General features: G+C 64.0%; 10 protein-coding genes. 5 read left to right on the forward strand and 5 right to left on the reverse strand.

Features of this window, described 5'->3' with window-relative positions:
• Window positions 1–19 precede the first annotated feature (19 nt).
• Entirely contained in the window at window positions 20–1,927 is a 1,908-nt protein-coding gene (gene pbpC, locus Q1A32_RS07085) for a penicillin-binding protein 1C (protein WP_299652817.1), read from the forward strand.
• Here the strand turns inward: pbpC and Q1A32_RS07090 are convergent.
• Genes Q1A32_RS07090 through Q1A32_RS07105 form a run of 4 tightly spaced genes read right to left on the reverse strand, consistent with a single transcriptional unit; the run spans window position 1,924 to window position 8,610 of the window.
• Complete coding sequence (locus Q1A32_RS07090) at window positions 1,924–3,966, reverse strand: hypothetical protein (protein ID WP_299651330.1); 2,043 nt, start codon at window positions 3,964–3,966, stop codon at window positions 1,924–1,926. The two genes, pbpC and Q1A32_RS07090, sit on opposite strands and share 4 nt — an antisense overlap.
• Window positions 3,963–6,728 carry a DUF4159 domain-containing protein gene (locus tag Q1A32_RS07095; RefSeq protein ID WP_299651332.1) on the reverse strand — a complete coding sequence of 922 codons (2,766 nt, stop codon included), beginning with the start codon at window positions 6,726–6,728 and terminating at the stop codon, window positions 3,963–3,965. Before Q1A32_RS07095 ends, Q1A32_RS07090 begins: the two co-directional genes overlap by 4 nt.
• Window positions 6,725–7,606 carry a DUF58 domain-containing protein gene (locus Q1A32_RS07100; RefSeq protein WP_299607783.1) on the reverse strand — a complete coding sequence of 294 codons (882 nt, stop codon included), beginning with the start codon at window positions 7,604–7,606 and terminating at the stop codon, window positions 6,725–6,727. Before Q1A32_RS07100 ends, Q1A32_RS07095 begins: the two co-directional genes overlap by 4 nt.
• On the reverse strand, window positions 7,603–8,610 hold the full coding sequence (locus Q1A32_RS07105; RefSeq protein WP_299607781.1) for a MoxR family ATPase: 1,008 nt from the start codon (window positions 8,608–8,610) through the stop codon (window positions 7,603–7,605). Before Q1A32_RS07105 ends, Q1A32_RS07100 begins: the two co-directional genes overlap by 4 nt.
• Before the next feature lie 70 nt (window positions 8,611–8,680).
• On the opposite strand from Q1A32_RS07105, the gene Q1A32_RS07110 reads away from it, so the two are divergent.
• From Q1A32_RS07110 to Q1A32_RS07125, 4 genes are all read left to right on the forward strand, one after another.
• Complete coding sequence (locus Q1A32_RS07110; protein WP_299651335.1) at window positions 8,681–9,256, forward strand: DUF1285 domain-containing protein; 576 nt, start codon at window positions 8,681–8,683, stop codon at window positions 9,254–9,256.
• A 139-nt stretch (window positions 9,257–9,395) separates the two neighbouring features.
• Window positions 9,396–10,097: an SDR family NAD(P)-dependent oxidoreductase gene (locus Q1A32_RS07115; RefSeq protein WP_299651338.1), complete on the forward strand. Its 702-nt coding sequence runs from the start codon at window positions 9,396–9,398 to the stop codon at window positions 10,095–10,097.
• 42 nt (window positions 10,098–10,139) lie between these two features.
• Window positions 10,140–10,892, forward strand: a complete 753-nt coding sequence (locus Q1A32_RS07120; protein ID WP_299651343.1) for a hydroxypyruvate isomerase family protein — start codon at window positions 10,140–10,142, stop codon at window positions 10,890–10,892.
• Between the two features lie 75 nt (window positions 10,893–10,967).
• Window positions 10,968–11,195, forward strand: a complete 228-nt coding sequence (locus tag Q1A32_RS07125; RefSeq protein WP_299651346.1) for a DUF2798 domain-containing protein — start codon at window positions 10,968–10,970, stop codon at window positions 11,193–11,195.
• Between the two features lie 203 nt (window positions 11,196–11,398).
• Here the strand turns inward: Q1A32_RS07125 and Q1A32_RS07130 are convergent, their stop codons facing one another.
• Window positions 11,399–11,818, reverse strand: a complete 420-nt coding sequence (locus tag Q1A32_RS07130) for a hypothetical protein (protein WP_299651349.1) — start codon at window positions 11,816–11,818, stop codon at window positions 11,399–11,401.
• Window position 11,819 lies beyond the last annotated feature (1 nt).

The following is an 11,819-nucleotide window of genomic DNA, read 5'->3' on the forward strand; positions in this document are numbered from 1 at the left end:
CTTTGCCATTGCTGCGGTGATGCTCTTGGCAGCCAGCCTGCACGATGCATGGGACGGGTGGGTGGAGCGAACGGTGCTGCCCACAACGCTCACTGAAACCTCCGTCGAGATGGTGGATCGGAACGGCACCCTCATGCGCGCCTTCGCGGTGGAGGATGGGCGGATCAGGCTCGCGGTCCCGCGCGGGGGCGTGGACACACGGCTGACGGACATGCTGATCGCCTATGAAGACAAGCGGTTCCACCGTCACAACGGCGTCGATGGCCGGGCCATACTGCGCGCCGTTTGGCAGGCGGTGACATCCGGGCAGGTGGTGTCGGGCGGCTCGACGCTGACCATGCAGGTCGCGCGGCTGCTGGAAAACTCCGGCACCGGGTCGATCCGGGGCAAGCTGCGGCAAATGCGGGTCGCGTGGGCGCAGGAGCGGCGGCTGAGCAAGGACGACATCCTGCACCTGTACTTGCAACACGCCCCTTATGGCGGTCGGATCGAAGGGGTGCGGAGCGCTGCGTTCACATGGTTCGGCAAGGAACCCACGCGGTTGACGGATGCCGAAGCGGCCCTGCTTGTGGCCCTTCCCCAAGCACCGGAAGCGCGCCGCCCTGACCGGCACCCGCAGTCTGCTCAGGTCGCGCGCAACAGGGTGCTGGCGCGTGTCGGTGCGGACCCATCGCACACAAAAGTGCCAACCAAAATGCGCAACCTGCCGCGCCTCGCCCCGCACGAAGCAGATGCGCTGCGTCTGGCAAATCCAATCGAACAGCATCTCCACACAACCCTCTCGGCCCCCCTGCAAAGACAGATGCACACGCTCATCCAGCTGCATGGCGCCAAGCAAGCCCCGGGGGTCTCGCTTGCTCTGATGGTTATGGATCACCGCATGGGCGACATCCTCGCCCGTGTCGGCGCGCCGCACTATTCGGACGCGGGCGGCACCCCCGGCTTCATCGACATGACGCGCGCCAAGCGCAGCCCCGGCTCGACCCTGAAACCGCTGATCTACGCGCTCGCCTTTGACCGTGGGCTGGCCCATCCCGCAACTGTCTTTGCCGACAAACCTACACGTTTCGGCCGTTACGCCCCGCAGAACTTTGACGGCACATACCGTGGTGATGTAACTGCGCGGCAGGCGCTGACCCTGTCCCTCAACATCCCACCCGTTGCGTTGACCGAAGCCCTTGGCCCCGAACGCCTGATGGCTGCCCTGCGCGCTTTCGGCGCGGACCCGGCCTTGCCCGGAGGACGCGCCGGATTGGCCGTGGCCTTGGGCGGCGTTGGTCTCAGCCTCGAAGACCTTGTGTCGGTCTACGGACACCTCGCCGCCACTGACACCACCCTCATCGCGCCCCGTGCCGCTTGGCAGGTTGGCGACATCCTGCGTGGCATCGCGCCACCCCCCGGTGCACCAGCGGGCCTCGCCTACAAGACCGGCACCTCCTATGGGCACCGCGACGCATGGGCCATCGGGTTCGACGGGCAGCATGTGATCGGCGTGTGGATGGGGCGGCCCGATGGCACCCCCGTGCCCGGCGCGTTCGGCGGCGCACATGCCGCACCGATCCTGTTCGAAGCGTTCGGGCGATTGAAACCACAGCTCACACCGGCCCCACCGCCGCCACCGGATACGTTGCTACTGGCGACCGCAGACTTGCCCCCGCCGCTGCGCCGGTTCGGGCGCGGGGCGGACATGGGCACAGGCCCAGAAATGGTGTTCCCGCCAGACGGCGCACGACTGGCGCACAACGCAGCGGTGGTGAAGGTGGCGGGGGGCGCTCTGCCCCTGACGGTGTTGGTGAACGGTGCCGTTGTGGCCGCGCAGGTCCGGGACCGCCAGATCGACATCGGCGCGCTTAACCAAGGCTTCTCTGACATCGCAGTCATCGACGCCACAGGCCGCAGCACACGCGCCAGCATCGAAGTGCGCTAGCGCCGCCCCTCACGCAACCACGCGCCCACGATGAAGCCAGAAGCCAAGAGCAACACCAGCCACGGCGGCAACAGGCCCATCTGGCGCACATCCTGCGTCTCATACGCCCCGCGCGGCATGATCCCGATCCAGCCTCGGCCCGCAGCCGGGCGTCCCTCGCGCACGGTACGAATACGCGGCGTGCCCTCTTCCAGACGCAGCACACCTCCGCGCGTGCTTTCAACGCGGGCTGCCAGAATGTCACCGGTTGCGATGGTCGCTTCGAACTCCTTGGGGGCTGCGGGACCAAGGCCAATCACTGTCTCAGACTCGCCGTTCTGCAAACGATAAAGCCCAATCTCGGGCCCTTCGAACTCCGCTGCAAACCGACCGGGCCCTGCCTCCGTCATCTCCAACTCGACCACGTTGCCCGAGGGGTCCGTGATGGTCACAGGCGGTACGGTATCGTTCAGGGTCCGGCGTTCGATCCGCATCGACTGACCCGTGGCCACGGCTGTCAACGCCTCTTCCTCAAGCTCGGGCTCTTTCATCATCCAGTGGGCCAGACGGCGCAGCAATTCCAACTGCGGCCCGCCGCCCTCATAACCCCGGTTCCACAGCCACGCATGGTCAGAGGCGAGTAGCGCCACGCGCCCCTCCTCCACCCGGTCAAGGATCAGCAGGGGGCGTTCGTCGATACCCTCCATGACGACACTGCCCGACTGCGCCTCTACATCAATCTGACGCAACCAGCGGCCCCAATCACCCGCCGCAGGCAGGCCCGTGGTGACCGGATGCTTCTGACCCAACTCCGACACTTCGGGATGAAAGGCTTCTTCCAGCACACGCGCCGACGGTTGGGCCGGAATGACGGATCCAAGGGGCGAACGGTAAAGACTGTCGGCACTGGCAAAATCAGGACCCGCAGCGATCAAAACCGCACCGCCATCGCGGATGTAACGGGCCACGTTGTCCAGATAGAGCGCGGGCAAAATCCCCCGCCGCTTGTAGCGATCAAAAATGATCAGATCGAAATCGTCGATCTTTTCCAGAAACAACTCGCGGGTCGGGAACGCGATCAGAGACAGCTCACCCACAGGCACACCGTCCTGTTTTTCAGGTGGGCGCAGGATGGTGAAGTGGACCAGGTCAACCGAACTGTCGGACTTCAGCAAATTGCGCCATGTGCGGCCCCCTGCATGCGGCTCGCCTGACACCAGCAGGACACGCAGGCGGTCGCGCACACCGTTCATCTGGATGAGGGCCGTGTTGTTGCGGTCGGTCAACTCGCCATCGGCCTCGGGCACGGTGAACTGGATGACATTGCGCCCGCCATGGGGCAGGCTGACGGGCAGTTCGATGTCCTCACCAATGCGCACATTGAAACGTTGTGGAGGTGCCCCATCGACAGAGATATCGAGCGGGGCAATTTCTGTCCCCGCGGGGACAGCGCCGGTGTCTTCGATGCGCAGGGTCAGGGTGACAGGCTCGCCAATGATGGCGAAGGCCGGGGCGTTCTTGACCAGCAAGCGGCGGTCCCAATCCGTCTCGCGCCCTGTCAGGAGCAGATGCAGGGGGGCTGGCAGATCAAGGGGCCGGTCGGCGTCATGCACCTGCCCATCGCTCAGGGCAATCAGACCGGCGACACGGGCGCGGGGTTCCTCGGCCAAGGCGTCGGACAGGGCGGTCATCAGGCGCGTGCCCGCGTCTTCCTCGCCATCGGGTACGGTGATGCGGCGCACTTCTGTGTCTTCACGGGCCGAGAATGCGGCCTCGATCGCGTCAGCGGCGGATGCGGTTTGGTCGGGTCGGTCACGCAGCCCTTGGCTGGCGCTTTGGTCTTCGGCCACGATGACGATATCCGAGAGCGGCGCGCGGTCTTCCTGCTGCAAGGACGGGCCAGATAAGGCGGCCAGCACGACCAGTGCGGCCATCCCGCGCAAAGCCCAGCCGTTCAGGCCCCGGATCAATGCCAAGGCAACCCCGGCCACAGCCAGCGCTGCGACAACCGCCAGAAACGGCCACGGCAACAGCGGATCAAACAGAACAGTTCCGGTCATTGGCCCAACCGATCCAGCAAGGCAGGCACGTGGACCTGATCGCTTTTGTAATTGCCAGTCAGCACGTGCATGACCAAGTTCACGCCAAAGCGATACGCCAACTCGCGCTGCCGTTCGCCGCCAAAACCGCGGCCCACGGGCAGCATCGCTTGACCCGATGACGTCACAGCCCAGGCGGAGGCCCAGTCATTGCCACCGATGACCACAGGGGTCACGCCGTCATTGAGGTTGCGGAAGGGCATGCCTTCGACTTGCTCGGCGCCGGGTGGGGCGGCCTCGACCCATATCTCACCATTCAGGTGGCGACCGGGAAACTCCTGCAAAAGGTAGAAGGTGCGGGTCAGAACGTGGTCGCGCGGCACCGGCTCCAGCGCAGGGATATCGAGGGGCGCGGCCAAATCCTGCAACTTGCGCCCGTTCGGGGTGGACCCACCAAAGCCCGCCACATCACCATCACGCGTGTCGAACAGGATCAAACCGCCCGAGCGCAGGTAGTCGTTCAGCTTGGCATAGGCTTCTTGAGAGGGGCGGGGTTGATCGGGCGTGATCGGCCAATAGAGAATGGGAAAGAACGCCAACTCATCAGTTTCCAGATCGACGGCAAACGGCGGAGCAGGCTCGACCGAGGTGCGGAAGAACAGCGTGTCCGACAGACCGCGCAGGCCCGCTTCGGCCACCTCATCGACATCAGGGTCGCCCGTAATGACATGGGCCAGCACCACCTCGGCGGCAGCGGCGATTTCATCAACCGGTTCTTCCTGTGCCTGCGCACCCGGCGCGGCAACACCCCCGATCAGCAGTGCCGCAATCAGGGCCGAAGCGGTCGCCCGCACCCGACCTGTCAGTCGTCCCGACAGCGCCAGTGACGCCAAGACATCCGCCAGCAACAACGCAATCGCAGCAGCAAGCAAGAGCCCACCAAGAGGACGTTCAGGTGCGGCCACAAGACCAGACACCGGCACATCTGCGGGCCACGTCGCAGGCTCCAACGTTGCCTCTGCCGTCAGCACATTCCGCGCCAATGCAAGATCACCGGACACATAAACACCGGGCAACAGGTTTGGCCCCGTGGGGTCACTGACCAAAGCGGGGCCGGGCACGCCGGGCATCGCGCCTGCATCCCGCAACGCGCCATATCCATCCATTACCACCTCCGGTGTCCAGATTGTCCCTTCGAGGTCGCCCGCTTCGGGCGAAGAACTGGTCGCCGACACAGCCAACCGTTCCAGCATCTCGACAAAGAGGCCTGACAAAGGCAGCGATGACCATTCGGCGTTCGCAGTCACGTGGAACAGCACGATCTGGCCCTGCCCTTCGCGCTTGCGTGTGACCAGCGGCGTGCCATCGCTCAGTTCAGCAATCACGCGTTCGGCCAGCGTGGGATCGGGCTGGGCCATGACTTGCGCCGTGATGGCGACATCGGCGGGCACCGGCAGACCAAAGAAGGGCGAGTTTTCGCGGAACGGGGCCAGCGTCTTGGGGGAGCCCCAGCTCATCGCCCCGCCCACACTGCGGCCCCCGGCGCGCAGGCGCACGGGCATCAGCGGGTCCTCGGTGCTGCGGCTGATATCGCTGGCGGCCACGCGGGGCCCAGCAAAGCGCAGAAGCAGCCCGCCCTCTGCCACCCAGTCGAGAATGGCATCCCCCTCACCGTCCGACAGGGTCGCCACATCGGCCAGCACAATCACGTCCGGGTTCGCAGGCAGCACATCGGTGAGCGCCCCGCGCAGCAGGTCAGCATTCGGGGCAAGCGCGCGTTCAAGGTAGTGGAGGGGCGACAACAGCTCCAACCCCTCGCGGCCTTCACGACCTGCGATCAAAGCGATCTCGCGGCGGCGCAGACTGTCATCGACCAGAGTGACAGCCCCGGCAGAGCGGGCATTTGCCACTTCGAACCGGGTCACACGAGCGCGCAATTCGGCGGGCAGGGACAGGGATGTAGTCGCTGTCGTGGCGCCGGTGTCGAACACGGCGTTCGCGGTGGCAAGGATCGTCGCGTTCCCCGCGGGGTCACGACCTTGCGCCAAGATGCTGACACCACGCTCCGGTCCCCCGTCGGCGCGGACGGCCGTCACCTCGACCACGCCGTCCACGTAGGCGGCGGGCGTCAGGGCGATGATGTCGGAGGCGCTTTGCACAACGCGCACGGGGCCACGGGTCTGGAAAGCTGCCAGCAGGTCAGCGCGGGCGGGGTAGTCCAGCGCATCGCTGAACCACACCGTTTCAAACGTACCTTCGGGCAGGATTGCAGCCAACGCATCTGCGCCCGCCGGTTGCCACGGAGATGGGGTCAATCCGGGCAGGGTCGCAGCCACGGTGTTGGCGGCGCGGAATACAGGCGCTTGCGGGTCGGCCAGATCAAGCAAGGCCACCTCTCGCCCATTGGCCCCTGCACGGCGCAATTCAGCGTCGAGCGCTTCGGTCAACCGCGTCCACCGCGCGGCACCGGCCCAGCTGCCATCGACGGCAATCAAAAGCGGGCCATCGCTTGCCGTGCCATCATCTTCAGGGTTCAGGACGGGGCCAGCCAACCCGAGGATCATCACAGCCACGGCCAGCATGCGGATCAGCAGCAACCACCACGGGGTGCGGTCGGACACGCTTTCGTCGTCCTGCAAGCCCAACAGCAGCGCCACACCGGGAAAGCGCTGGCGAATGGGCGCGGGGGGAATGGCGCGCAGGATCAGCCACAGGATGGGCAACGCGACCAACGCCACAAGCAGCCACGGGGCCGCGAAGCCGATGGGGCCAAGCACCATCATGCGCCCGCCCGCCCGCCATCAAGCGCGCGCCACAGCCACAACAGGCCCGCTTGCGCAGGCGTGTCGGTGTGGTGCAAGCCGTACTGCCAACCGGCAACGGAACACAGGTGCTGCAACTCGGCTTTGCGCGCCGCAAGCCGCTCCAGATACCGGTCCTTGAGGTCCGCGGCTTTCAACGTCTCATGCTCCAACGTCCCACCGACGCTTTCAAAAATGGTGCGTCCCCGAAACGGAAACGCCTCCTCAGCCGGATCAAGCACATGAAGCAGAACCCCACGCACCCCACGATCCGCGGCCTTGGTCAGTGCGGTTTTCACGTCATCTATGTTGCCCATGAAATCGGAGACAAAGACGGCGCGGGCATGGGGGATCATGGCGCGGTGCTCGGGCGGTTCATAGTCGTGCTCTGCGTCCTCGGTGAACATCTCGGCCAGCCGGAGGATTTGTGCATTGCCCCGGCGCGGCGGCAGGCGGGTGCCGGTGAGACCGACACGTTCGCCGCCACGGATCAGCAGGATGGCACAGGCCAGACCCAGCACGCGGGCGCGCTCGGCCTTTGATGGCACCTCATCGCTGGAGGCGAAGCGCATCGCGGCCCCCTGATCGACCCAGAGCATCACGGATTGCGCAATCTGCCACTCACGTTCACGGACGAATTGGACGTCACCCATGGCTGACCTGCGGTGGTCGATCATGCGGCGGCTGTCGCCAATCTGCGCCGGGCGGTACTGCCAGAAATCATCGCCCATACCGGCACGGCGGCGGCCATGCTCGCCCAGTAGGACGGCACCTGCCAACTGCTCTGCCCGCGCCAAGAGCGCAGGCAAGCGGGCGGCTTGCGTTTCAGCCTTTTCGCGCAGGGCGAGGGGGGTGATCACGCGGCGGCGTCCTTGCGGCTGAGACCGGCAGCGGTCTGCTCGATCAGATCGGACAGGCTGTCGCCACGGGCACGGGCGGCGAAGTTCAACGCCATGCGGTGGATCAGGACGGGGCGCGCCATGTCTATCACGTCTTCTGCGGATGGGGCCAGACGACCTTGCAGGAGGGCACGGGCGCGGACGGCCAGCATCAGCGCTTGGGCGGCGCGCGGGCCGGGACCCCACGCGACGGTTTCCTTCACCTGCTCCGACGCGTCGACTTCGCCCGGACGGAAGGCGCGCACCAGATCAAGGATCATCTCGACCACGCTGTCGCCCACGGGCATCCTGCGTAGCAAGGTTTGGGCGGCCAGCAACTCTTCACCCGTGAAGACGGCGGTGGCCTGCGCATCTTCGATGCCAGTAGTGGCCAGAAGAATGTCCCGCTCGGTTCCGCGATCTGGGTAAAGAACATCAATCTGCACAAGGAAGCGGTCAAGCTGCGCTTCGGGCAGGGGGTAGGTGCCTTCCTGTTCAATCGGGTTCTGCGTCGCCAGCACGTGGAACGGTGTCCCCAAGGAGCGGTCATGGCCTGCCACGGTCACGGTCTTTTCCTGCATGGCTTGCAACAGCGCGGACTGGGTCCGGGGTGAGGCGCGGTTGATCTCGTCCGCCATCAAGAGCTGGCAAAAGATCGGGCCGGGCACAAAGCGAAATTCGCGGTGGCCGTCTTCGGCTGTGTCCAGCACTTCCGAGCCAAGAATATCCGCAGGCATGAGGTCCGGCGTGAACTGGATACGGTTGCCATCCAGCCCCATCACCGTGCTGAGCGTTTCGACCAGACGCGTCTTGCCCAGACCGGGCAGACCGATCAGCAGGCCGTGACCGCCGCACAAAAGCGCCGTCAGGGTCAGGTCCACAACCCGTTCCTGTCCGATGAACCGCTTTGTGATGGAGGCCTTGGCCTCGGCCAACTTGCCCCCCAGCGTCTCGATTTCGGCAACAAGGTCCTCTGCGTCAGTCATGACATCTCTTTCATTCGGGATATATGATCTTGATACCAACCTATTGCCTCAATGGAGAATGGCAAAAGATATGAGCGGACAAAAAACCGTGACACCTGATGCAGAAGGGCTTGTGGCGTCGATAAGTGCTGCCAAAACACGCGGTTTGCCGCCGGTGCACCTTTGGAATCCGCCGTTTTGCGGTGATCTGGACATGCGCATCGCGCGGGACGGGACGTGGTTCTATCAGGGCACACCCATTGGGCGGCCCGGTCTGGTCAAGTTGTTTTCGTCCATCCTGAAGCGTGAAGAGGGCAAGTATTTCCTTGTGACCCCGGTCGAGAAGGTGGGGATCACGGTTGATGACGCACCGTTTGTGGCGCTTGATTTCGAGGTGTCGGGGGAGGGCGAAGAACAGGTGCTGACCTTTGTCACGCATGTGGAGGACAGCGCGGTGGCGGGCCCCGAGCATCCCATTCGGGTGGAGCGGGATGCCGAAACGGGTGAGCCGTCGCCATATGTTCTGATCCGCGCGGACCTTGAGGCGTTGATTGATCGCAAGAGTTTTTATCGGTTGGTCGACCTTGGCGTGCATCATGACGGCTGGTTCGGGGTTTGGTCATCGGGCCAGTTCTTCGGCATTATCCCGTCGGACGAACTGCCTTGACGTGCGGGGCGCATCAGGATGCGCCTTACTGGTTGCACATCACATGTGCGCGCGCTGCTCTGGCTCGATAAGCCAAACCGCTGCATCCTGATCCCCGTAAGGCGGACGTGTCGTCCGCCCACGCTCAGGAGACATGCACATGACCCAAGGCACAGCCGTCATCATCGGCGCAGGCAGCGGCCTGTCCGCGTCGCTTGCCCGTCAACTCCATGCCCGTGGGAATGACCTCATCCTTGGCGCGCGCAACACCGACAAGCTGGCGGATTTGGCGTCCGAGACAAAGGCCCGCACCGTCGCGCTTGATGGCAGCGATCCGGCGCAGGTCAGTGCGCTGTTTGCGTCCATCGACGGCCCGTTGCGCGTGGCGATCTACAACCCATCGGCCCGCCAGCGCGCGCCCGTGGCCGATCTTAATCCTGAAGAGGTGCGGCGCGCGATCGAGATCACGGCGTTTGGCTCTTTCCTGATGGGACAGGCTGCGGCCCGCATCATGCAGGGGCAAGATGAACAAGACGGCAAGCGCGGCACGATCCTGTTCACCGGCGCGTCCGCTGGCGTCAAAGGGTTCGCGCAATCCGCACCTTTCGCCATGGGCAAGTTTGCCCAGCGGGGTCTGGCCCAATCCATGGCGCGCGAGTTGCACCCGAAGGGAATTCACGTGGCTTGGGTCAATATCGACGGCGGGATATCGAACACCGCGCGGGCCGAACGGACGGACGATGGCACCGACAAGATGCTGGACCCGGATGCAATTGCCACCGCGTATATGCAGTTGATCGACCAGCACCGCTCCGCCTGGTCGAATGAGATCGCACTTCGTCCGTGGGTTGAAAGCTTCTGATCGTACTGGTGCATTGCGCAACTGCTCGCTAGGGTCCGCGCGATGCCTCGTTTTGCCGCCAATCTTTCATACCTTTGGGCCGAATTGCCCTATCTCGATCGGTTTGATGCGGCGGCGGAGGCCGGGTTCGTGGCAGTCGAGGTTCAGCAACCTTATGACGTGCCGGTGCCCGAAACGCTTGAGGCCCTGAACCGCAATGGGTTGCAGATGGTGCTGCTGAATGCGCCGGGACCAAACTACACCGGTGGGGACCGCGGTTTTGCTGCCGTGCCGGGCGGAGAGACACGGTTCGATTATGACATGAGGCGTGCGGTGCGATACGCACAGGCGCTTGGTGTGTCGATCATTCATGTGATGAGCGGGAACGGTCGCGGGGCCGATGCCCGGGCCACTCTGGTCTCGAACCTGACGCGGGCGTCGGAAACGCTGCCGCAAGACCTGACCCTGACCATCGAGCCGTTGTGCCCGGCCAGCCAGTCGGATTGGTTCATGAACAGCTTTGATCTGGCCGCAGAAGTGATCGAGGCTGTGGGGGCGCCGAATGTCGGCCTGCAATTTGACAGCTACCACGCGCAGGAGATCACCGGTGATGCGATTGGCACCTTCGAAGCAATGAAGGGTCTGATCCGTCACATTCAGATCGGGGATGCCCCGAACCGTGGCGCGCCGGGGACGGGCAGCGTGGATTTTGCAGCACTGTTCGAAGCCATTGATGCCAGCGGCTATGACGGTTGGGTCGCGGCGGAATACCGAACTGACGGGCGCACTGACGACACGTTGAAATGGATGCGCTGAGGCTGTGCGCTGGTACAGATTGCCAGCGTGGGTGCGGTTGGTATCTGTGTACGGGACCAAGTCCAGGAGCATGACATGATCCCCGCCCGCTATGCCCATATCGCGTTTGGATTTGTTCTGAGCGGCATGATGTCTTTCCTTGTGTCGGGCATTTCGACCTTTCTTGCCGTTGGATTTATACCGGGTGTGATCGGCCAGTGGATCGGTGCATGGCTGCCAAGCTGGGCCGTCGCCTTCCCGATTGTGCTGATTGTGGCCCCTGCCGCGCGGCGCTTGGTGGGCAAGTTGACGCGTCCGGACTGAGTTTGTCCCCGCGGGGACAGGCTGTTCGGTCGGGTTACGACTTTTCAAGCGTTTTATGGTTTTGCTCTGGGATCAATGGGTTGGGGCATCGCGCGGTCTGGTAGCGGACTTTAACCAGAAAAAATGCACCATCGTGCCCGACAGGGCGCGGTTTTTCCGATCCTGCCCAGTGCGGGTTAGAGGCTTATGGTTGCACGCGCAGATCAGGGCGCGGGCGGAATAGCCTGAAGGTCCGGTGCTACGAAGGCCGCACGCGCAGCATCAGAGAACAACGTGTCTTTGCGATAGTGCGTCAGCATGATCCGGGTGTCGAGCAAGCGTGCGTCAGAGACAATGAAGCTGTCGAATGAGGATGCGGCAATGGATTTGTCCATGAAGTAGCGAACGGCCATCACCCAAGACCGGGTCAGAGTCTCGTGGTACTTGCCATGGGGCACGCCGTTGCGGCGCAGGAATGATTTGATCGTTGTGCGCATGCGCGCTGTGGCCGCATCTACGGATCCTTCGCACAAGTAGACGTAGGCAAGTCGCAGATGCGCGCGGTGATCGAAATCCGTTGGCGCGACTTGGCCCGCTTCAAACCGGGCGCGAAAATCCAGATCGTCTTGTGCCGGTATCATCATC

Origin of the sequence: uncultured Tateyamaria sp. (genome assembly GCF_947503415.1) — a bacterium.
Lineage (GTDB): Bacteria > Pseudomonadota > Alphaproteobacteria > Rhodobacterales > Rhodobacteraceae > Tateyamaria.

Bases quoted from the DNA above. Each gene is read 5' to 3' on its own strand.
- Q1A32_RS07115 (WP_299651338.1), top strand. From the start codon at position 9,396: ATGACCCAAGGCACAGCCGTCATCATCGGCGCAGGCAGCGGCCTGTCC.
- Q1A32_RS07130 (WP_299651349.1), bottom strand. From the start codon at position 11,818: ATGATGATACCGGCACAAGACGATCTGGATTTTCGCGCCCGGTTTGAA.
- Q1A32_RS07095 (WP_299651332.1), bottom strand. From the start codon at position 6,728: ATGATGGTGCTTGGCCCCATCGGCTTCGCGGCCCCGTGGCTGCTTGTG.
- Q1A32_RS07120 (WP_299651343.1), top strand. From the start codon at position 10,140: ATGCCTCGTTTTGCCGCCAATCTTTCATACCTTTGGGCCGAATTGCCC.
- Q1A32_RS07110 (WP_299651335.1), top strand. From the start codon at position 8,681: ATGAGCGGACAAAAAACCGTGACACCTGATGCAGAAGGGCTTGTGGCG.
- pbpC (WP_299652817.1), top strand. From the start codon at position 20: ATGCTCTTGGCAGCCAGCCTGCACGATGCATGGGACGGGTGGGTGGAG.
- Q1A32_RS07125 (WP_299651346.1), top strand. From the start codon at position 10,968: ATGATCCCCGCCCGCTATGCCCATATCGCGTTTGGATTTGTTCTGAGC.
- Q1A32_RS07105 (WP_299607781.1), bottom strand. From the start codon at position 8,610: ATGACTGACGCAGAGGACCTTGTTGCCGAAATCGAGACGCTGGGGGGC.
- Q1A32_RS07090 (WP_299651330.1), bottom strand. From the start codon at position 3,966: ATGACCGGAACTGTTCTGTTTGATCCGCTGTTGCCGTGGCCGTTTCTG.